Origin of the sequence: Flammeovirga pectinis, from assembly GCF_003970675.1 — a bacterium.
Lineage (GTDB): Bacteria > Bacteroidota > Bacteroidia > Cytophagales > Flammeovirgaceae > Flammeovirga > Flammeovirga pectinis.
On record NZ_CP034562.1, the window covers coordinates 1,768,964 to 1,794,673 of the forward strand.

Consider the following 25,710-nt stretch of genomic DNA (forward strand, 5'->3'; position numbering starts at 1 on the left):
TTAAAAAAAGAAATACATGAAAACTGTATGTTAATTGTATTTCGTTTAGACAGTAGTATTTATTGAGTAATACTATTGAAGCTAAGATACAAAAATCATGTGATTTCTAGCTTATTTATATCAAAATCATTCCTTTTTCATCTTTTATAATTTTCGTGGTGTTATCTAATTAATAGTATCTGTCCAGTTTTCTCTGTTACTGAGCCATCTTTCTGACTTGTATATCTTACTGAATATGTGTAAGAACCTGACATCATCTTGGCTCCTTTATACGTGCCATCCCAACCATTACCTGGTGTACTCGCTTCAAATGAATCAGTGTATACTTTATGGAAAATTGATTCTCCCCAATTATTATAAATATGGAAATCTATATCAACCGCATAAGCTGGTTCTAATAAAAATTCATCATTCGTTCCATCACCGTTAGGAGTAAATGCATTTGGCGAATGTAACCTTGCAGGGCAAATCTGATTTACATTAATAGTATCTACAGTTGCACATCTTGTTGCATGACTTTCATCGGTAACAATTACCGTTAAAATACCACTTCGATCTCTAGTAATAACTCTAGAGGTTTCACCAGTACTCCATTGGTAAGTATAATTTTCACCTTCAACAGCTGCCACATCTAATTTATCACCTGTTTCAAAACAGAAAGTGGTGTCTTGTAAAACTTGTGCTGGGTTAGGGTGGAATGTAGCCGTGAAATCATGAACAAATTCACACATTGTACCAGATTCATGTTGCACTCTAGTTGTAACTGTGTAAATACCATTTTCAAGAACATCAATTGTTGGAGTTGTTTCGCCGTTACTCCACAAGAAAGATTCAACAACACCTGGATAATCAGGTATTCTACCATCAAAAGTGATAGGCTCTAAATCACAAGATTCTTGTTCCCATTCTGCAATAACATCAGGAACTACATGAACAGTAATTTGATGTGTATTTATACAACCTTGCTCATTTGTAACTTCAACAGAATAAACGGTTTCTTCTAAAGGTCCAACTAAGATGTTGTCTGCAGTAGAGCCATTGCTCCAAGAATATGTGACAGGGACATTTACTTGTGGGGTTAATGTTGTTGTCAACCCTTCACAAATCCAAATATCACTTTCCATTGTAATTACAGGTAAAGGGGTTACTGTTACAGAATCAATATATGTATTTGTACAACCTCCATTGTTTGTTACCTCAACTAATACTTTATAAGTTCCCGGTTGAGTATATGTAAATGATGCGTCACGATCAAAAGCATCGAAAAGTGCACCATTGTCTTCATTATAATTAAAGTCCCATTTAACATTTTTGATACCATGATCACCAGATTGATTTAACTGAGTTGTTGTGTTTACAAACTGGGCTAATTCACCAATACAAATATTATCTACAGTAAAGCTAGGCGTTGGTATTTCATATATATGAATATCTTCTGAATAAACAGGTGATATACAACCTGCAGGAGTTGTAATTCTTAATTTAATAGTATGTGTTCCAATAGTACTAAATATACTTGTAGTATCACCCATTGATTGAACCTCATAATTTCCATCATTATTAAAGTCCCATTCAAATATACTTCCATCTTGAGGAGTAGAAGAATTTCTTGTTGAGAAGAAAATTGTTTCCATCTGACAACCAAATCCTTTATCAACTGTGAAATCTGCAGTTGGTGTTCTATGGAAAACTACAGTCATAGTATCTGCACTATTACAAGAGGTGTCTAATTTGTTATTGACATTAAGTACTAATCGAGCAACAACTTCATGAGAATTAGAATTAAAAATTGGATCAGCTAAAGTGGCTGAATTTGTATTGAAATCAGATTGTGTATTAATTCGACCACCTGACAATGAAATAATGTTCCAACTGTAATTCATACCACTCCAATAAGTATCTAGGGGAGTTATGGTAAACACTTGTTCTTGACAACCTCCTAAATCTGCAGGTAAAACAACTGTTGGTGTTCTTAAAAATGTTATTGATGATTGATCTGTACTTGTGCCACAATTATTAAAGATATTATCTGTTGATAACGATAAATGAGCAGTCAGTGATGAGGCATCATCAGGCATTGTATTTAATATGAAATCAGGGTTGTAACTACTAGTATTTGATATAGAAACATTTCCTCTATTATCGTTTGTAGTAATGTCTGAATCTATTTGATCAATAGTCCAAGCGTAATTAAAGTTATTTATAAACTCTTCATTATTTGGTTGAACAGTAATACTCGTTTGAGTACAACTACCTTGTACTGTTGCAGGGATTTCTGTAATAGGGTTTCTAAAGAAAGTGACATCAATAGAATCACTTACTTGAGTACAATACGGATTTAATGGGTTAGAGATGGTTAACTTATATCTAGCCGTTAATTGTGCTGCACCATGAGGGAATGTCGGACTTGTTAAATTCATTTCATAAGCAGATCCAGAAGGTGTTTCTGTAATATTTGCATTTGAAATTGAGTCTGAATCACTCGTAATATCAAGTTGCTCCCAAGTATAATTAAAGTTAGTTACTTCATTTTGTGACGGGCGAAGCGTTATAAAACCAGTTTCACAAGATACAATTGGAGAAGACAATAATGATAAAGTAGGTTGCTTGTGGAAACGTATAATAGTTGTTTCTAAATCTGTACATCCACTCGAACCATTTGATACATTTAAAGTAGCTTCAATTTCGATGTAAGATGCTCCAATTGGGAAATTAGGGTTTCTTAATTCTAATTGATGTCCTCTTGTGTTATAAGAAGATGTATCAACTGTTCCTGTATTCAAATTAATATCATCTGTTACAGTAATTGTCCAATTATAATCAAAGTGACTAACAAGTTCTTCTCCTGTTGTAATTGAGAAAATTTGATCTTCACATAAATCAGTAGCCGATGGATTTAAAGTAATATTTGGTGTTCTATAAAATGTTATTGATTCACTCTCATTACTTAAACAAGTGTTCTCTTGGAAAGCATTTTTCCCATCAACATCAAGCGTAATGTTTATTTCTCCAGAACCACTTGTAAATTGATTTACATTAATATGTAAGCTATCATAAGTACTTAATGTATCTATTGTACCGCCACTAATTGAACTCATTGACCAATCGAAAATATAATTATCTCTCTGTGATGATGTTATAGGGAAAGTTAAAGCCTTTAAACTCACATTATCACTACAACCAATAACTGAAGTTGACAATGTAGTATTTAGTACAGGAGTTTTGAAGAATGAAATATCAACTTCTTGTGTTGTAATACAAGGTTGACTTGCATTCGGGTTACTATTGATGATAGATAATTCATAACGTACATCAATTTGAGTTTCTCCATTGTTAAATATTGGATTTTGAGTAACTAAATCTTTAGCTGTTAAATCTACTTCAGAAACAGCTCCATTTGTAGTAGAAATCTTTGTCCATTGATATTGATAATCAGAAATCACTTCATTAAAAGGAGAGGTTGTGATTAAGTTTGTACAACTATCATTTGCAGATTTTACTACATCGAAATTTATATGTGGAACTCTAAAGAAGATCAGTGTGTGTTGTTGCGTTGCAGTACAAGAACTTCCATTAGGATTGACTATTGTCAATTCCATAGTAACTTCTATTTGAGATCGACCATTTGTGAAATCGTCATCTTCAAAATGAATTTCAAAATTTTGATTAGCAGTTTGACCATTAATTACATCATTAGTAGTGCCATTGAAGCCGTCAATATTAGCAACACTCCATGTGTAATTGTATCCATTTATTGTTTCATCTCCCAATGGCTTAATAAGCACAGTATCTAACGCACAACCCGTATGATTATCTGTAAAATTAATCATTGGTTTACGAGCTAGTTGAATTGTGTAAGACGTATCAGCATCACAATCAGCATTTAGTTTATTCTCTGCATGAACAGCAAAATTAGCTGTTATTAAAGATGCTCCTAATGGGAAATCAACAGGGTCGCTATCAATAATCATTTGCCCAGCATTAGATGTGTTTATTGCTGATAGCGATGAAATACTTGCATTGTTATCTGTGAAAATACTATCAATTGTCCAAGTGAAATCATAATTGTCAGGACGGGTTTCTACAGTTTGTAAAATTAAATCTGTATCATCACAAACAGTTAAAGTATTTGATGTTAAACCTATTGTAGCGTCTCTATCAAATTGAACTGTTACTTGATCTGATGTTGTACAACCATTATCATTATTAGTAGTTTCTAATTCATAAACAGCAATTACTCGAACACTATTTGCAGGGAAAGAAGGGTTGTGGTTTAAAGTAATAGAATGTGTTGATAAACTACTTTCTACAGGATAAATATTTGCAGCAAGTAAATCAATTCCATTATCTGTAAGAATACTTACTCTTGTCCAATTATACGTATAACCTGAATTATTTGCTTCAGTTGGGAATAAAGTGATTGTTCCATCTTCACAAATTGGCGGGATACTTAAATGTGTTAAATCTGTATTTGGAGTACGGAAGAAAGTAAAAGTATACGTTTCACTATCACTACAACCACCTAATTCATTTTCAACATCTAAAGAATAAGTGACATCAATTCTATGACTTAAAGAATCGAATGAGACAACATTAAATTGAACATCTTGATTATGATTATCTAAATGTGTTGTATCAATAGTTCCTCCAAGAACATTAACCTCATTCCATGTATATCTATAATTTGTAATTTCTTCAGTGGCAAAAGGTCTAATGGTATTTGATAACTGACAATTTGTAGTATCAAGAGATTGTGTAGAAGTTAATATCGGGTTTCTAAAGAATGAAGCAGTGATTGTATCTTTATCAATACATTGAGTTGACAGACTATTCTCAACAATAACTTCATATTCATATTGTATCAATGCACTTCCAGTAGGGAAGAAACTCGTTTGATCAATAGGAGAGTTTAGCGTAAATGTATTATTGTTTTGAATAACTTGAGTAGCAATTAACGCTTCATTATTAGGGTTATTATCAACTGTCGTATTAATTAGATTCCAAGTGTAATTAAACTGAGGTACATAACTTTCCGTTGTTTCTAATACAATAGATCCTGTAGAACATTCGGCATTAATATCTGTAATTGATGCGTTTGGAGTTCTGTAGAAAGTAAATGAAACAGTCTCTGTAGATGTACAAGTAGGAGAGTCTGCATTAACAGCAGTAATTTGATAAGTTACATCTATTTGGTTTGATGAAGTATTGAAAACAGGTGTATCAAAAGTTACATTTTGATCTGTTGTAGAAGATATACTCACCGTACCACCTACAACCGATTGCAGGTTCCATGTATAATTATACCCATCAATAATTTCAGTACCAAATAGTGTTACGGTATTACTATTGCCACAATCTCCAGTTGTAAGTGATTGTGCAATTGTCATAGTAGGTACCCTAAATATAGTGAATTGAATATCTTCAAAATCAGAACATAATTGATTTCCTAGCGTGTCATAATTGACTGCTGTAACTCTATAATCAGCATCAATTCTATGACTTCCAGAATTGAATGATGAAGTGTTTAATTCTATATTTTGAGTAGATGATGAATAACCTGTTCCAATAGCAAGTGTACCTCCGTCTACTTGAACACTATCCCAAACATAATTATAACCCGCTATTGTTTCAGAATTAAATAAGCTGATTAAGTTTGTGCTACCACAAGCAGTCATCGATTGATTAACTGTTATATCAGGTTCTCTGTAGAAATAGAATCTAAATGTAGAATCAGTAGTACAAGAAGTGTTTTCAATATTCTCCACATTTACAGAAACATCAACTAAAACAGTATCACTCCCTGTAGTGAAAACAGGGTTATTAAATGTAAGTGTATGACCTGTTAAAGATGAATTAGTTACAGAGCCTCCAATTGTTGTGAAAGTCCAATTAAAATTAAAAGCACTACTTACATCTTCATTGCCAAAAGCAGTAATGATATTTTCAATTCCACAAGCAGTTAAACTTTGTTGAATGTCAACTACTGGAGTACGGAAGAAAGTAAAAGTATACGTTTCACTATCATTACAACCACCTAATTCATTTTCAACATCTAAAGTATAAGTAATATCAATTTTATGACTCAAAGGATCGAATGAGACAACATTAAATTGAACATCTTGATTATGATTATCTAAATGTGTTGTATCAATAGTTCCTCCAAGAACATTAACCTCATTCCATGTATATCTATAATTTGTAATTTCTTCAGTGGCAAAAGGTCTAATGGTATTTGATAATTGACAATTTGTAGTATCAAGAGATTGTGTAGAAGTTAATATCGGGTTTCTAAAGAATGAGGCAGTGATTGTATCCTTATCAATACATTGAGTTGACAGACTATTCTCAACAATAACTTCATATTCATATTGTATCAATGCACTTCCAGTAGGGAAGAAACTCGTTTGATCAATAGGAGAGTTTAGCGTAAATGTATTATTGTTTTGAATAACTTGAGTAGCAATTAACGCTTCATTATTAGGGTTATTATCAACTGTCGTATTAATTAGATTCCAAGTGTAATTAAACTGAGGTACATAACTTTCCGTTGTTTCTAATACAATAGATCCTGTAGAACATTCGGCATTAATATCTGTAATTGATGCGTTTGGAGTTCTGTAGAAAGTAAATGAAACAGTCTCTGTAGATGTACAAGTAGGAGAGTCTGCATTAACAGCAGTAATTTGATAAGTTACATCTATTTGGTTTGATGAAGTATTGAAAACAGGTGTATCAAAAGTTACATTTTGATCTGTAGTAGATGATATACTCACCGTACCACCTACAACCGATTGCAGGTTCCATGTATAATTATATCCATCAATAATTTCAGTACCAAATAGTGTTACGGTATTACTATTGCCACAATCTCCAGTTGTAAGTGATTGTGCAATTGTCATAGTAGGTACCCTAAATATAGTGAATTGAATATCTTCAAAATCAGAACATAATTGATTTCCTAGCGTGTCATAATTGACTGCTGTAACTCTATAATCAGCATCAATTCTATGACTTCCAGAATTGAATGATGAAGTGTTTAATTCTATATTTTGAGTAGATGATGAATAACCTGTTCCAATAGCAAGTGTACCTCCGTCTACTTGAACACTATCCCAAACATAATTATAACCCGCTATTGTTTCAGAATTAAATAAGCTGATTAAGTTTGTGCTACCACAAGCAGTCATCGATTGATTAACTGTTATATCAGGTTCTCTGTAGAAATAGAATCTAAATGTAGAATCAGTAGTACAAGAAGTGTTTTCAATATTCTCCACATTTACAGAAACATCAACTAAAACAGTATCACTCCCTGTAGTGAAAACAGGGTTATTAAATGTAAGTGTATGATCTGTTAAAGATGAATTAGTTACAGAGCCTCCAATTGTTGTGAAAGTCCAATTAAAATTAAAAGCACTACTTACATCTTCAGTGCCAAAAGCAGTAATGATATTTTCAATGCCACAAGCAGTTAAGCTTTGTTGAATGTCGATAATTGCAGGGCGGTAGAAAATCATTGTAGTATCTAAACTACTACTACAACTAACTTGGTCTGTATTATTTATTTGAATGGTGAAAGGAATTTCAATTTGATTACTTCCAGAAGCGAAAGCAGTTATTGGTAATGTAACTTCAATATTCTGGTTATTAACCTGATTAGTGATATCAGAAATTACATCATTTGGTAATGTATTCCCATCTGCACCAGCTCCAGTAATACCACCAGAATTTAAATTCCATTGATAATCAAAACCACTACCATGAGCAATGTTTTCGTTTGTCCCAAGAGGGTAGAAGTTGATTGATAAGCCACACGATCCATCATTTCTAACTTCAGAAAAATTAGTAAAATCAGGAGATCTATATAAAGTACTCGCAATACTCATAGAATCTAAACAACCTACAGAATTTGTATTGAATGAGTTTAATAAGAAGCGAGAATCAATTTTTGTAGAATGAAGAGCAAAAGTGTCAACAGTAACTGTAAGGTTTTCATCTGTTAAAGTTGATGTAGTAATGGCTCCACCTTTAAGAGAAACATTTGACCAAGTATTATTATAACCTGAAATATTCTCACTATTAAATGGAATAAGTGTAAGTGCATTATCACAACTATCATTACTTGCCCTAGCATAAGTTAGATTAATTTCGGGCTCTCTAAATAAAGTGAAATTAAATGTAGTATCATCATCACACATAGATTCACCAGAATTTAATAATGTGATTGTATAATTTGCATTGATCTCACTTTCTCCAGCGTTAAACGTATTTGCCGTGAAGGTTGCTGTTCTGCTACCGTTTGGAATAGCAGGTGAACTTACAATTGTACCACCTGTAATACTATTTTGAGTCCAATCAAAATCCACATCATTTAGCATCTCATTTGTAGAAGAAACCATAACAGAACTCTGACAAATACCAGTTAAACTAGTAAGACTTACTTCTGGTGTTCGGTAGAATTTAAAGCTAACGGTATCTTCTGCATAACAAGTTGTTTGATTTGTATTGACAACACGCAAGTGATAATACACATACATGATTGATTCCATGTCGGTAAAACTATCTACTTGTACCGCTAATTCTCTTTGTGCTAATGCTGCATTATCTATAATTACACCATTTCTAATAGAATCTATACTCCAAATATATGTGTACCCGTTAATGTCTGTAGGGAAAGGAGATGCTACTCCATTACCATCACATTCAGCCATTTTTGAATGATCAAAAGGAGAGTCAATTGTAGGTGTTCTATAGAAATATAAAGTGTAGTTTTCTGTATTAGAACATGTAGGATCTGCTGTTGCAGCACTATTTACTACAGTTAATTCAACTTGGATTGCAATAACTGATTCGTTATCTATAAAGTCATCATCCGTAACTGTAAATGTTGTGTTTTGAGTAGAATAGGTATCGTTTACAACATAAGTACTTCCATCATACCCACTAATATTTGTAATTCTCCAGCTATAATTAAAACCAGGTATTGTTTCTAATGCGAATGGTTGTAATTCAGAAGTTAAATCACATGAGTCTGTTTTTGATTCTACAATATCTATATCTGGATAACGAATGTATCTGTAGAGAATTGTTGTGTCATTTGCAGCACAAACAATATTTGTATTTGAATGAGCTATATTTAAATCCATTTCAAAAGATAAAATATGCGCACCATCTGCATATGCAGAATCTCCAACACTTAACGTTAAATTTTGATCGTTTTGATTAGCATTTATACTATCAAGAATAGGTTGAATCAATACACCGCCATTTGCTCCACTAACAGTCGCAGGATTTAAAGTCCATTGGTAATCAAAGCCATTGTTATGGTTAATAATTTCTGTAGTTCCAAGAGGTTGAATGTAAATTAAATCTCCACAGAAACCCAAAGGCATTGTTTCGCTATAATTTGCAAAAGAAGGAGTTCTATAAAAATGAACTGTTATGGTATCTTTATCTGTACAAGAATTTGATACTGAATTAACAGCAGTAAGTTCATAAGTGACATCAATTGTTGTCGCATTTAAATCAAAGGATGCAACAGAAATATCTAGGTCTAAATCATTTACTCCACTATTTTGAGTTATACTACCACCAGTCACGCTTAATTGTCTCCAAGTTCTTAAGAGTAAAGGAACATCTTCTCCATTAAATGGCTTAATTATATCTTGTAGCGAACAGGAATCAGCTTTTACAGATAAAAAGTCTATTTCTGGAGTTCTATAAAAAGTGACTTGAAAAGTTGTATCGTCATCACATGTATGTGCTGAAGAATTGGTAATTGAAACTTGATATTCTAAATCTATTTGGACAGCATCTGTACTAAAAGAGTCTACATCTACAATAAACACATTGTTGTTATTTAGAGAGTCTATACTACCACCAGTAATAGAATTCAAATTCCAGAAAAATGTTTCTCCAGCATTTACAAAAGCTTCATTTGCCGTAGTGAAAGACATTGATGTGTCTTTTACTGCACATTTTACTAGAGGATCATTAAATACAATTTCTGGAGTTCTGTAAAATTCAAAGTTCACATCTTCTTCATCGAAACAAGAAGGGACTTCGCTATTGAATACACGTAATCTATATGTACCATCAATTTGTAAACTATTTGTTGCAAAAGAATCTACATCGATTGTAATTTCTCGACTAAATAAATTGTTGTGATTTACACCGCCCCCAGAAACGGAGATTGGCATCCATACATAAACAAATCCATTTACATTCGTAGAGAAAGGTTCCGATGTTCCTGTATGATCACAATTGGCTATTTTATTGAAAGCAAAAGCAGAATTTATTTCTGGTGTACGATAGAATGTTATTGTATCGACAGCAATATCTTGACAAGATGTATTTGAAGCAGCTAAGCTATTGGCAACATCTAATTGTAAAATGATTTCAATTTTTGATTCAGTGTCTATAAAGTCATCATCGATTACGGTTAACGTTAAGTCTTGTGTTGTGAATGCAGAACCAACACTTAAATTATTTGATGGATTACCATCGTTGCCATCATATCCTGTAATGCTTGTTACTTGCCAATTGTAATTAAAACCACTAATTACTTCTGATCCAAATGGCTGTAAAGTGGAAGTCAAATCACAACTGTCTGGCTTAATTTCTGAAAGACTTATAACAGGAGGTCTCTTAAATGATAATAAAAGAGTTGAATCTGTCTGACAAGTAACATTATTATCTGTATGCTCAATAAGAACATCAAGAGATAATACAATTTCATTTGATCCACTTTCGAATGCACTCAATGGCATTGTTAAATTAAAGTTTTGATCATTTACTTGATTTGAAATGGAATCATTAATGTTAGAAGGTAATGTATTTCCATCAGCGCCAGCTCCTGTAATCGAATTTAAAGTCCATGTATAATCAAACCCTTCATTGTGATTAATAATTTCGGATTGTCCCAAAGGATATAATTCTACAGAAAGTCCACATTCATCAAAAGGTTTATTTTTAACGAACGCATTAAGAGTAGGTGTTCTATAAAACCTAAATTCAATAGTATCAATATCCACACAACTATTAGCATCGGTATTTTGCACAAACAGTTCGTATCTAGCAACGATATAGGCAGTGTCTTGATCAAAACTTGTAGCTGTTACTGTAAGGTCTTGATTGGTTAAAGTGGATGTAGAAACAGTACCACCATCAACAGAAAGTTGGTTCCATTGGTAGTTGTAACCATTTATAGTTTCCGTTCCAAAAGGCTGTAGCGTATTAACTAAAGCACAAGAATCTGTTCTTGTTTCTACAAAAGCTATTTGAGGAGTACGGTAAAAAGTAATATTAAAAGTAGTGTCATCATCACAAGTAGATGCCGTAGAATTATTGATAGTTAACGTATAATTTGCATCTATTCTATGTTGACCCAACGTGAAATTATCAACATCAATAATCATTTGATTATTTGTAGTAGTAGTATTATCTGCTGTAGGAGTAGTAAGTAAAGAACCTCCTGAAATAGTGTTTTGATTCCATAAGAAATCAGCACCGTTCAATGCTTCACTATTTGCCGTTACTGTATCAGAAATTGCACAATTATTTACATCGGGTGTATACGTAATTTCAGGTGTTCTAAAGAATTGAATAGTATAATTTTCAACATCCATACAAGTTGGAGATGCTGAATTTGTTACCGTTAATCTATATTCTGCAGTAATGATTGTCTGGTTTGTGTTCCAACTGCTCACTGCAAGATTAATGTCTTTATTTACAAGGGCATCTTCAGATAGAGTGCCATTTTGTACACTAATTAGATCCCATTGGTAATTAAAACCAGTAATAACTTCGCTTCCTGAAGACAATAATGCAGAAGATGCACATGGGTTATTCCCCGTTTTAGTTTCTGTGAATTGAATATTTGGCGTTCTATAAAAAACAAGATCTAAGTTTCTATTTATTCCACAAGCTGGGTTAGCATCTGTTCCATCAAGTTCTTTTTTACGAACTCTATTGTTCATTCTAATTGTAAATTGAGAAGCTCCTGTAGCATAATCACTATCAGAAAAAGATAAAGTTCTTAATTGACCATAAGTATCTGGAATTGATGATCCGTTATAAGAAGAGCTATTTCCTGAAGTAATATTTCTCCAGCTATAATTAAAATCAAGTGTTTCTGTATGATGATTAAGTACAACAACAGAATCACAGACATCAATTCTTGTATCTAATAAATTAAGTTCTCTTGGACGTCTTTCCACTTCAAAAATTACTGTAGTATCTTTTAAACAAGTATTGTCGAAAGAATTTTCTACATGTAACGAAAGTTCAAAAGATAATGAGGTGGTATTATCAACAAAGTAATCTTCGGTTAAAACAAGATTAATATTTTGGTTGTTTTGATTTGCTACAACTTGATTTACTAGATCTGTAACATTCAACGCATCTAAATTATGATCTGCAGCATTAGAAGACATACTCCATGTATAATCATAACTTGAATTATGGGGCAAAACTTCTGTTTCTCCAAATGGATAAAAATCGACCTCATATGTGCTTCTGTCAGATGAATTACATTGTTCTGTAGTATCTACCCAAGAAGAAAAATCTGGCCGTCTATAAAACTCAAATGTTATACTATCTTGATCTGTACATCCTATTTCATTTTCAACATCAACATAATATTTTGATTGTATTCTCGTACTTCCAGATAAGTAAGAAGTAGGGTTTATGGTTAAATCTTGAATATTTAATTCCGTTGTATCAATTGCTCCACCATTTAAATAGACTTGCGTCCATGTGGTAGAAAAGCCACTAATTATTTCTGAGCCAAAAGGTAGCGCTGTATATAGTGCAGATGTTCCGCATGATATTAAAGTAGTGTCTAAATTAATGATTGGTAACCTGTGGATTTCAACATCTACAGTATCGTAAGTTAAACAAAGAGTAGGGTGGTTAGTGTCCTCAATTTGTAATTGATATTTAATATCAATTCTTGCTTCTCCTGTATTGTAATCACTTTCTTGAGCTGATACTGTTACAGTATGTAAAGTAGTATCTGTAAAACTAGTAGTTCCATTTACAGGGCCATTTAATCTTGTCCATAAATAATCAAAACCTGTACTATCATTCGCAATAGGTCTTAGTGTTACAGGAGTGTCATTACAAACAATAATACTGTCTGATCCAATTTCTGAATCAGGATTTTCTCTTACATAAACCGTTAAACTATCAATGTTATTACAACCTCTTGCTGTGGTTACCATCAATTTTACATTATAGGTTCCTACTGATGTGAAATCATGACTAGGATCTGCGAGAGTAGAAAAATTTCCGTCATTAAAATCCCAATACCAAGCAATTATATCATTTACATTAGCTGGTAATGTTCCATCTCCTATGTAAGCGGAAATATTAGAATTATCGACCGTAGAGATATCTCTGAATTGGAAAGTTTGCCCTAAACAAACTTCATTTGCTAATGCATCAATTTGTCTTTCTGCGCTTAATGCAGCGTCTGGATTTTTAAATTGAAATATTAAAGTTGAATCTGAAGAAGGAATAAATTCATGAGTACAACCTTTATTTGTTGTTACTACAAGTCTTGTTGTAATTACTTGGTTTGTACCTATTATTGTACCATTTCCATCTAATTGGGTGTTGAAATTAATACTTGGATATCTGTGGATTAAACTATCTGTTCCACCAAAATCAAATGTTCCATTATTATTAAAATCCCAATCCCATCTAACTATTTTATCATCTGTAACAGGTGTAATCGTTGATAAATCATCAAATGAAGCTTCAAAACTTTCACAGACATTTTGATATGTGAAATTAGCATTCGGTATTGAATTAACAATAACAGAATCTAACGAAAATGTTGCAAAACAACCGTCTGCAGAAGTAGTTCTTAAGGTAACAGGATAAACGCCTTGACTTGGGAATGTATAAGTAGATATTGGATTGGCAGAATTGAAATCATAGGTTCCATCATTATCAATATCCCATTCATAATTTGTAATCACACCTCTAGTAAAAAGACCGAAGTCTGATAATGTTGCATCTAATGTAGTTGGTGAATTTCCACAAACTTCATCATTAGTAAAAGAAGGGACAGGTGTTGGATTGTATATCACTCTAATATTATCACTTGATACACATTCAGCTGTATTTGTTATGTTGTTTGATGCATCAATTTTGTCAACATAAGAGGTCATTATTGTAGCTTGAATAGTATACAATTTTCCGTCAGCATCATCTGGATTAATTGTAAAAGGAGCAGTATCTATAGGTGCAAAATTAAAAGTTACTTCTGGGTTTTCTCCACCATTAATAGCACTTACTAATACACCATCAACATACCATTGATAAGATAATTCCCATGAGTAAATGTAAGTTGCTGTTTCTATTGTGTCTGTAGTACTAAAGCTACTAGACCAAGACATATCTGTAACATTTAAGGTATAAGTTCCAGCATCTGTACAAAGCGTAATATCTGAAGCTGAAATATCTGGACAACTTAAAACGCGCATATCACCAGAAAAATCTGCGGGATAATTACAACCATTTTCATCAATAAATGTCAAACTCGGTGTAAAAGTACCTTCTGACATATATTGGAAAATATTCGCACTATCCATTCCGGCTTGTCCATCTCCAGAAGACCATTGATAAATTGTATTTGTAATATCAGTGTTTGGGTCATCTAGAGGAAAAGCTACTAATGTTGTTGTAGCTGGTTCAAAACTAATTTTTTTCAATATTTCATAAGTACCAGAAGTACCCCCAACAACAATTGTGATAGGAGTAGAGGTATCTTGACATCCATGAGCATCTGTAACAGTTAAAATTGCATCATAAGAACCTGGAGAATCGTAATAATTTGTAGCAGAACCATCAGTTGTAGTAGCATCTATTGTTCCGTCTCCATCAAAATCCCATTCCCAAGTTTGAATATCAACAAAGAATAAATTCAACCCATCTAAATCATCTCTTCGTATGGTATTACCAGCAGAGTCATCGGCTAGATCAGAAAAAGAAACAAAACCAGGACAAACTAAATTTACTGTATTGGGAGTAAATCTAGCTTCAAGTTCTTGCATAGTAGGTACAGTGAAAGTGATATCATCATCACTAGAACATCCATTTTCATCAATAACTTGGACTGTAAGTGTATATGTTCCTGCAGATAAAGAAAATGTAGCTTGATCATCAATTTGAGTGTTTGAAACAACTGAAGTTCCTCCAACACCACCCATAAAATAATTTACAGTGGAAGTAGTTAAATTATATATATCGTCAGTATCTAAATCAAGGTCAATTTGGGTGATTATTTCATCACAGACATAATCAAAAGTAATGTAATCTGTTATTGGATTAGCAAAAGATACTATTGGTTTAGTAACAGTAATATCATGAGTATAACTTGCTGTACATCCATTCACTTCAAGACTTAAAGTAATGGTGTGGGCTAAATTTTGAGGTGAATTTGGAGCATTAAAAATAATATTAGTAAGGTCTGGTACAAGGTAATTTCCTCCTACTAATTGAGTAGTTCCCGAACTTTGAGATACGCCATCAACAAACCATTCATAATTAGGTTGAAGTGGACTATACATTAAGTTTGTTCCTTGGAAAGTTTGTGGGTCTCCAACACAAGCAGTTGCATTTCCGGAAATCTGAACTGATCCACCTGTTATTTGAATAGGCCCAACGGAGGCGGTTTGTAAACATCCTGCATTTGTAGCAACAGTTACTGTACCGTTATAGTTACCTGGAATTGGGAAATTTGTATTTACTAAACTCGTATTAGATCCAAAGCTAAATGTTATTGATGGGTCTGTGTCAAGTGTAAAAACCCAATTATAAGAACTACCTATATTTCCATCTCCAGCATCAAATGCAAGTGTGTTATTTACGCAAGTCCCAACGGATGTTTGGGGAGTTGGGTTTAGAATTGGTAATGCATTAGGCATCACAATAGTAGTATCTTCTGTGTCTGAACAACCAACACTTGGCTCTGTTGCAGTAATGACAGCGTAAATACTAGATGCTTCAGGTATTTCTCCCTGTGTATAACCTGTGAAAGTTGGGAAATTAGTATCGGCTAAGAAATTGTAATTTTCGTCTTTAGTTATTGGAGAGGTATAGTTGACAGTATTTGATGGGCCAGGAGGGTCTATAGTCAGTGTCCATTGGTAATCTGTATCTGTTGTACCCAAAGAATTATTGGTAAAACCAAGAATTGTTGGGTTACATTCATCTACTGTTAATTCATGCTCAGCTTCAGACGGTTCTATACGAATAGTTTGAGAAGAAGGCATACCTCCACAACCATTAATAATAGCTCTAAGCTCTACTGTAAAAGTACCAGGTAAACTTGTTCTATTATCATCTACAATATCTCCATAATAATAAGCACCAATACCACTTGTTCCTACAGTTACCCAATCAAGATTACTTGCATATCTGTATTGATATATTATTGGATAATCACCCGATAAACCTAAACCAGCAGTATCTGCAGCAGTTGTAGTATTAAAATTAACAGTAGTACCAATACAGATTACAGATGGAGCATATTGAATAGTTGGATTATCTAATCTTTCACCTACAACATAGTCATAAGCAATACTTGAGAAGGAGCAACTAGAATTATTTCCAATTGGTGTTAGATCAATATTTCGTGTAATTTGATAAGTACCATGGGGTAAATTTGATAGTGTCATTGGGTTGCCATTCTCAGTTACAATTGTACTAGTAACTGTATTTAGAATCGACCAACTTTCTGTTTGTACAGTAAATGGGTTATTGATGATATTACCACTTTCATCTTCCCATGTTTCAGAAGCAGTGAATGTTTCGTTTGAAGGATCACAATCAAACTGAGGTCCTGTTAATGTAATATCTAATGGTGCTGAATAGACTACAATACTGTTCAATGCACAATTATCTGATAAATCACCTGTTTGAGCATCAAAGAACAATTCTATGGTATGTGTACCGTAACCGCTAATAGATAGAGTATCTGTGGTTTTGTTATTTCCTTCTGGAGTTCCACCATCAACAACCCAATAAAAATTAGTAACATTTTGTAAATTGATAGCTTGTGTTTCGACATCGAAATTTGCACTACAATACCTTGTGTTATTTGTAACAACATTAATTCCAGCTTGCGGAAGAACTGGGATTAATTGTGCATCCGAATACATACATGAGTTGCCATTTATTTCATTAATAGTAGCACTAACATTAGCTGTAAATGGAGTTGGATTTGTATTAGCAAAACTATGTACAATAACATCACTGATAGGGTGGGATGCTGTAGGAGAACCATCATCAAAATCCCATGTTAAAGTAGTTGATGTAAGTAATGGATCTATTGTATTTGGTGTATAAGTTACTTCATATGTATTACAAGTACTTACTATAGAGGTTGTATATAAAGTTGAAATATCCTTAAAGAAGAAGTCGACAGTATTAGACGTTGTACCAGCACAATTATTTGAAATTGTACTAACAGTCGCTGTAAAGTCAGTTCCGTCTGAAATGTTATAAGTATGAGAAGATGTATTAGTCAGAGTGGTGTCGTAATTGCTATCACCGAAATTCCAGTAATAAGTAGGAGAAACGTTATTTCCATCAGAATCAGTTGAAGTTGCAGTGAATAGTACTGCTTGTGATGTTGCACAACTTATTGCTTGATCAATAGATAAACTAGTAGTAAATGGCGTTTCTATATGTATATAATTGTTTTCTCTTTTGATAAAAGAACAACCATCTGAAGTGATCCCGCTAAGAACTACATCAAAATCACCATAATTGTTCAATACTATTTTTGCAGAGTCGTTTGTTACTGTATATAATTTATTATCAACAAGGAAATCTAAGGCACTAAATGTACCAGGTGTAGTTTGAATTAAAGTTATGGTATCTCCAATACAAGCATTTGTAGAAGAGGCATAGAATGAGCCTTCGGGTTGATCATAAACTACGATCTTATTTGTAACTGTTCTTGTATAGCTTGTGCCCCCAGAATCATCAAAAGTTACGGTGATGGAATAGTTACCAAAAGCATTGAATTGTTCAAAAGGTTCTGCAATGGTATAGGTATTACCATTGTAATCAGTACTCCAATTAAAATTACTGTAAGTATCTGGTCCATCAATAGAAAATTGAATAGCAACACCTTCACAACCTTGAATTACTTGTGTTGTGTCGTAATTAATTCCACTTGATGTCCTAACTAAATCTTGACCATGTAGTCTATTCGCTAACAGTGTTAACGTACAGGTTACAATGAATAGTAACGATCTTAATAACGATTTTGTCATAATAGTAGCTTAATAGTATCAAATCGGGTAGGTTAATTCCTAATTTGATATAGTTAGTTTTGCTGGTATAATAGCATCAACTTTAAATAGAATATTTTGGGTAATAGCGAATATTAAATATCCCTCTATAGAATTTAAGAAATATTTATTTGATTATTAAATTAATTAACGAGTATAATAAAAAAATGTTCCATCAATAGGATTATTCTTATAAGTTAGGGGACGGGCACGATAATTCAAGTGGCTTTCTTTTTGGCTTTTTTCTATAATCTTTATATAAGTTAAAAGTGTATTGTAAACTTATCTCATGAGAATTGGCATGTTGCTGGGGTAAATCTGATAATGTGATATCATAACTATAGCCAAAATTAAAATTTGCTACTTTAATTCCAGTTAGTAGAACAATAGCATCATGATTGATTGCATTGTCCTTTTCAGATTCTTTTAGTAAAGGGAGTCCTCTATACCAAACTCCAAAAAGTAAAGGTTGATAATGAAAGTAGGCTCCTAAGCTCAATTGATCATTCTTACCTTGGCTTTGATAATGCATTGCTAAAGTTAACGACTTACGTCTGTAATTTGGTATGTGTGAATAATGACCTTTGTATTCCAAAGGAATTTTATATCCAGCTTCAAAAGCAAATCTAACAGGAAGATAAGCCTGTTCTCCTAAGAAAGAAATGTTAGGTTGAGTTAAGTGAAATATTGAAACTCCTGCCCAATATTTTTCTCCAAAAAACATAGCACCAGTACTTACGTCTGCGTAACTAACTTGGTCTGTAACAAATGGTTCATTGGTTGTAGCACCTGTAAAGCCAAAGGAATCAAGCTGATCGTTAAACACTAGTGCAGATCTATCTAGTCTATTTTGGCCGTAACCCACTTGTAGTCCTAAATTTAATCCCATGTATTTAGTTATTCCTATAGTATAAGATCCTGAGGCAATTATTTCGTTATGTTTAAGTGGAGTCCCTTCGTTTACACCATAATTATCTTGTTTGATATACCCTCCAAGAGCAAAGCTTTTGTACTTAAATTTATGATCAAATGATGCCATAAATGAAGTAATGCTTGAAGGCAAACCAACCCATTGATTCCTGTAATTGACTATAGCTCTAGTTTCTTCACTAGATCCGGTAAGTGCAGGGTTAAGGTACAAAGGTGTAGCGTAGTATTGTGAAAATTGCGTGTCTTGTGCACTGCAATTACTATTATTAATAAATAGAATTATTAATAATAGATAGAAGTAGTAGTGTAAATTAGGTCTCATAGCAGCTTTAGGTATTGTTTGTATGGATAACGCTTTTAAGAGCATTAACGTTTCAGAGAAAATACCTAAAACTTTACATTGTTAGTTTATTCATATAATAATCATAGTATATTTAAAATATAATTTTTCTGTTAATTATATATTTATTATTACTAATTATATTTCAATACAATATTGTATTTATTTAATAATACTGTGTGTATTGTTCAAAAATACATATATCTACTGTACTGTGTTACATGTAAGGAACTAAAAAAGAGGAACCAACTTTTAAATTGATTCCTCTTTTTTAGACAAGATTATTTGACTTCGCCTTATTTACTTACATCTTCAGTTGGTTTTGTTTTCCATCTTTCATGGAACCAGACCCACTGTTCAGGCTCTTCTCTAATAAATTCCTCTAAAGCTAATGACATATTTTGAGTATTTACATTGATGTCATTCTTTAAATCACCTGTTTTAATTAGAGGGACTTCTGGTTTGAAAGTAAGCATGTGTTTCCCATTCGGTTGCATTTTAACTGCTGCAGGAATAATTGCAGCATCAGCTTTTAATGCAAGAACTGCAGCGCCAATAGGAGTAGCAGCTTTTTTGCCATAGAAATCAACAAAAGTATTTTGAACCTTATCTGTATCTTGATCAATTAAAAGGAAAGCTAAACCACCATCTTTTAATTTTTTAAACATCTTGATACTACCACGAGGGTCGCTTCTTTCAACAAAATCTGAAAGTGCATGTCTATTGTTTCTTCTATTATTTACAAGTAGCTCATTTAACTTAGGATCTTGTAATTTAGCACCAATAGCAATACATGAATATTTTTTTAGATTGAGATAATAGCCAACCATATCAAAAGCACCCCTGTGACAAGTTAGAAGAATAACTCCTTTACCTTTATCATATGCTTCTAATAAATGTTCTTCACCTTCAACTTCAAGAACTTCTAAAATATCATCTACACTATTCATAGTAGGGTAGCGGATAACATCTGTGAAGTTTCTTCCTAAGTTCTTAAAAAGGTTTTTGGTCATTTTTTTAGCCTTATCATCTGTCATCTCATCGCCATAAGCATACTTTAAATGCTCAATTGCTAAATCACGAGTTTTGGGCATAATATAATAAGCAATTCCAGCAAGGTTTTTAAAAAACCACATCAATAAAGATCTAGGAATCCAACCTGCCACAATTAGCAATCCTTTTAATGCCCAATAAAGTAGCTCATACTTAAGCTTTTTCCATCCTTTACGTTGACTCATATCAATTTAAATTTATGAAAAAAGGGCAACAGAGTTAGTTCATCTGTTGCCCATAATATTTTTAGATGCTATTAATTAAGCATCAACTTTTGCATAACGTGCGTTACGTTCGATAAAGTCTCTACGAGGAGCAACTTCATCACCCATAAGCATTGAGAATAAATGATCAGCTTCTGCTGCAGATTCAATATCAACACGTGACATTGATCTAAATTCAGGATCCATAGTAGTATGCCATAACTGTTCTGGGTTCATTTCACCTAGACCTTTATAACGTTGTATACTAACTTTTCCTTCATCACCACCTAACTCTTGAATAGCTCTTAATCTATCATCTTCAGACCAACAATATTTCTCGTTCTTTCCTTTCTTTACTAAGTAGAATGGAGGCTGAGCAATATATAAATATCCTTGTTCGATAAGAGGTTTCATATAACGGAAGAACAACGTTAAAATCAGCGTTCTAATATGACTACCATCAATATCTGCATCGGTCATGATAATGATTTTATGGTAACGTAATTTTTCTAAATTAAGTTCCTTTTCATCATTTTCAGTACCAAAACGAACACCTAGAGCAGTGATAATGTTCTTGATTTCTTCGTTATCGTAGATTTTGTGTTCTTGAGCTTTTTCTACATTAAGGATTTTACCCTTTAATGGAAGAATTGCTTGGAACATTCTATCACGACCTTGCTTTGCAGAACCACCTGCAGAGTCCCCTTCGACAAGGTATAACTCACAAGCAGCAGGATCTTTTTCAGAACAGTCACTTAATTTACCTGGAAGACCTGTACCTGTAAGAACGTTCTTACGTTGTACCATCTCTCTTGCTTTTCTTGCAGCATGACGTGCTTGAGCAGCAGTAATAACTTTCTGAACTATATTTTTGGCTTCTCTAGGATGCTCTTCTAAATATGTTTTTAATGTTTCAGTAACTGCAGAGTCTACAGCACCAGAAACTTCAGAGTTTCCTAATTTTGTTTTTGTCTGACCTTCAAATTGAGGTTCTGGAACTTTAACAGAAATAATGGCAGTTAAACCTTCTCTAAAGTCATCACCAGAAATATCAACTTTTACTTTGTCAAGTAAACCAGTAGAATCAGCATAAGATTTTAATGTTCTAGTTAAAGAACGTCTAAAACCTGCAACGTGTGTACCACCTTCGTATGTGTTAATATTGTTTACATAAGAGTAAACATGTTCAGAATACGAAGTATTGTAAGTCATTGCTACTTGAACTTGAATATTCGCTTTTTCTCCTTCCACAAAAATAGGATTAGGTAGGAGTGTTTGGCGAGTACTATCAAGGTACATTACATATTCAGCAAGACCACCATCAGAATGGAAAGTTTCACCAACAAAATTTCCTTCGTCGTCTTTCTCTCTTCTATCTTGTAGATGTATAGTTAAACCAGCATTCAAGTAAGATAATTCTCTAATTCTTGATGCTACTGTATCATAATTATATACACCAACAGTAAAAATAGATAAGTCAGGCCAGAATTGTACCGTAGTACCATGAATATCTGTTTCACCAACTACTTTAACATCATATTGAGGAATACCTGTTTTGTATTCTTGTTGGTAAACTTTACCGTCTCTACTATTTACAGTTACTTTTAGGTCTTTAGATAAAGCGTTCACACATGAAACACCTACACCATGAAGACCCCCAGAAACTTTATAAGTATCTTTGTCAAATTTACCACCAGCGTGTAATACAGTCATTACTACCTCAAGAGCAGATTTCTTCTCTTTTGGGTGTATACCTGTAGGAATACCTCTACCATTATCTGAGACAGTTACAGAATTGTCTTCATTAATAGTAACATATATATCTGTACAATAGCCAGCCATTGCTTCATCAATGGAGTTATCTACAACTTCCCATATTAAATGATGAAGACCTTTAACTCCAATGTCACCAATGTACATGGCTGGTCTTTTACGAACTGCTTCCAATCCTTCAAGGACTTGGATATTACCGGCTGAATAATTGTCTTTTTTTTCTTCCATATCTTAATACAAAATATCTGCGAAGCTACCTTTTTTTGGAATCAATTACAACCACAAATTTAAAGTAAAAATGTAGTGTATTGCTTACAAAGAGTTTAGTCTTCGTTTTGCTTCTGAATCTATGCTATTTTTATAAGTATGCTTAGGGTACGATTTGGCTTTATTATAATAAATTTCAGCATTTGTCATATCACCTTTGCTTTCGTATAACTTACCTAAGTTTAAAGCGGAATTTGCAGGATAATATTCCTTTGGTTTATCACCTGCTAGTTCCAACACAGTAAGATAATACTTTATTGCTAAAGAAGTATCTTTTAATGCATGTTTTGAACGTGCAAAACGATAATTATATTCTAATTTATCATTTATGTTCAAATTTCTGGAATCAATATCAATTAATGTACGAATTGAAGCTTCATATTGCCCTCCATCAAATAATATTCTAGAGTGATATATTCTCTTGTTATTACGTGTATTTTTAGCAGCAAATGTGTAGGCATATTTATCAACATTGAGGTTTAATGTCCCTTCATCAATAATTTTCTTTCGTAAAGCATCTAAATTATTCTTATCTGTAGTATTAAACCAACTCATTAAATAAAGTTGATAATAAATGCTTTTAACGTAATCCGATGAATACTGATTTAAGTAGCTATAAAAATGAATTTTTGAGAGATTATTTTTTTGAGCATAGAATGCACTAGACCCAGATAAGTACTCTCTATATCCAAACCAATTAGTTGATTTATTAGACATATTAGAGACATAAAAATAGGCTAGTTCTGGTTCATGATTTTTAAAATAACTCCATGCTAAAACACATTTCCCTACATCATATTGAGCATAAAATTGAGCATATATTTTTGCTAGGTTATTAACTTTATCTTGGTTTTTATATATAAATGCATTCAGTAGTAATTCTGCTGTGTAAGCTTCAAAACGCAAGAAGCTATCTGAACTTTTTTTTCCTTTTTTAATTAGCTCCTCAGGTGAATCGATAGGAGGCGTAAAACCTAATAAATTTCTAATCCAATGGTAATCAGATGGTATAACGTCTAGTGTGGTAGCAATTATACCAACTACCAAGGTGTTAGCAGTGTCTTTCTCATTATTTAGATAATTCTTATATGCTGAAGTGTAAGATTTTTTGAGAGTCCAGAATGCATTCCAGAAAGAATGCTCTTTAACTTCGACTAAACCTTTAACTAATAGAATATTATTGATATTTTCTGAATCTTTTGATATATTAGGTAAAGGCTTCGGTAGTGGAGGAGATAATAATTTTTTAAGGTACGGTGTATAGTATTCAATTTGATTATCAATTGAGTTTTGTCCAAAAACTTCTTGATTTATACATTGAATAAATATTGAAACGAAAATTATTTGTAGATAAAAAAAACTCTTCATTTATATTAATTATAAACAAAACTATGCATTCAAAATGAATTTTATAATGAAATTGTAAAATAATATTTAGTTGAATTATTAATATATTTTATCAAGTCAAACAAAAATTAATTGGAATCGTTATTTATTTTAGATAATCTTGTCTCGAATTAAGTACAGAAATTATGAAATTTATAGTTGAAATAATATTGCCTGAGGTTTTAGATCAAGAACTAATTGATATTCTACCTTCGCAATACACGGAGATTGGAGATTTAATGAGTGAAGGGATTATTTCTTCTTTCATGTTGTCAGATAATGCTCAGAAAGCTTGGTTAACACTTGATGCTAACTCGGTTGTGGAAGTAGACAACATTCTAAACGCTTTTAAATTATATGATTATGTAAAAATGGAAATTTCAGAATTAAGTATTTCTGAAGTTAATCCTCCACAAGTTCCTACATTCTCATTAAATTAAAATATTTGTTTTTAAAACTTAAAGTCAATGTTTACATTGGCTTTTTTTTATGTCTAAAGATACTTTGCACGTATTTTGCTATACTCTAAAACATAATAAAAATGATCTTGTTACAGAATGACTATTTGTTCTAGATTAATTGTAGCAATTTCATGATGACTTTGAACTATAAAAGACAATAATGTATAAATACCTTTTATCTACTCTATTATTTTCATTGTTTTTTCAGTTGTCTCATGGGCAAGGGGTTACATCAAATCCATTAATTTTAAAATTAAGTGGCTATGATTTAATCTACAGTGAATCTAAATTTGATGACATTGAATTTCCAATGAGTGAAGTAGATATTATTCCATTATCTGGTGAAAAAATATTTGCAACCTTTAAATATGGAAAAGACAATAGCTATAAACATCCAAATAGTACACAAATTATTCAGACTTACTTTGATAAAGTGAAATCTTTAAGAGGTAAGCCTTTATATAAAGGAGATAATTATGGTTCTTTTCAGGTAAAATCAAATGCTAAAAAGTTTTGGTGTGTTATAGAAACGCATGAAAACGGAGAGTCTTATACTGTCACTATTATTGAACAAGAGAAAATTCAAGAAGCAGAGACAGCTCAAGAAATGTTAGAGCTTTTAAAAGAAAAAGGTACTGTTGATTTGTATTTTCAGTTTGCAACAGGTAGTGCTACGTTATCAAAAGCTTCTTATCAAACAGTAAATGAACTAGCTATATTATTAAAAAAATACGCTCCTAAATTAAAATTAAGTATTGAAGGACATACAGATAATATTGGTAGTTCAACTGCAAATAAAAAACTTTCATTACAAAGAGCAGTTGCAGTAAAAAAGCAACTTGTAATTAAAGGGGTAGATACCAATAGATTAGAGACTATAGGTTGGGGTTCCGAAAGGCCTATTGCTCCAAACGATGATGAAAAAGGTCGACTTCGTAATCGAAGAGTTTCCATAAAAGCAATCAACTAATTACATTTGTAACCGA

General features: G+C 32.6%; 7 protein-coding genes. 2 read left to right on the forward strand and 5 right to left on the reverse strand.

Going from position 1 to position 25,710, the window contains the following annotated elements:
- Positions 1-161 precede the first annotated feature (161 nt).
- From EI427_RS07130 to EI427_RS07150, 5 genes are all read right to left on the reverse strand, one after another.
- The gene (locus tag EI427_RS07130; RefSeq protein ID WP_126613122.1) at positions 162-18,293 is read right to left on the reverse strand and encodes a PKD domain-containing protein; all 18,132 of its coding nucleotides are present in this window, start codon (positions 18,291-18,293) and stop codon (positions 162-164) included.
- A gap of 208 nt (positions 18,294-18,501) precedes the next feature.
- Positions 18,502-19,563 (reverse strand): PorP/SprF family type IX secretion system membrane protein, encoded by a 1,062-nt coding sequence (locus tag EI427_RS07135; RefSeq protein ID WP_170178416.1) that lies wholly within the window; start codon positions 19,561-19,563, stop codon positions 18,502-18,504.
- Positions 19,564-19,877: 314 nt separating this feature from the next.
- Positions 19,878-20,819: a lysophospholipid acyltransferase family protein gene (locus EI427_RS07140; protein WP_126613125.1), complete on the reverse strand. Its 942-nt coding sequence runs from the start codon at positions 20,817-20,819 to the stop codon at positions 19,878-19,880.
- A 75-nt stretch (positions 20,820-20,894) separates the two neighbouring features.
- On the reverse strand, positions 20,895-22,838 hold the full coding sequence (gyrB, locus tag EI427_RS07145) for a DNA topoisomerase (ATP-hydrolyzing) subunit B (protein ID WP_126613126.1): 1,944 nt from the start codon (positions 22,836-22,838) through the stop codon (positions 20,895-20,897).
- A gap of 84 nt (positions 22,839-22,922) precedes the next feature.
- On the reverse strand, positions 22,923-24,245 hold the full coding sequence (locus EI427_RS07150) for a tetratricopeptide repeat protein (RefSeq protein WP_126613127.1): 1,323 nt from the start codon (positions 24,243-24,245) through the stop codon (positions 22,923-22,925).
- A gap of 164 nt (positions 24,246-24,409) precedes the next feature.
- Between EI427_RS07150 and EI427_RS07155 the strand changes: the two genes are divergently transcribed.
- Both EI427_RS07155 and EI427_RS07160 read left to right on the forward strand, forming a co-directional pair.
- Complete coding sequence (locus tag EI427_RS07155; protein WP_126613128.1) at positions 24,410-24,703, forward strand: hypothetical protein; 294 nt, start codon at positions 24,410-24,412, stop codon at positions 24,701-24,703.
- A 181-nt stretch (positions 24,704-24,884) separates the two neighbouring features.
- A complete protein-coding gene (locus EI427_RS07160; RefSeq protein ID WP_126613129.1) occupies positions 24,885-25,694 on the forward strand; it encodes an OmpA family protein in 810 nt (269 codons plus the stop codon).
- Positions 25,695-25,710: the final 16 nt, after the last annotated feature.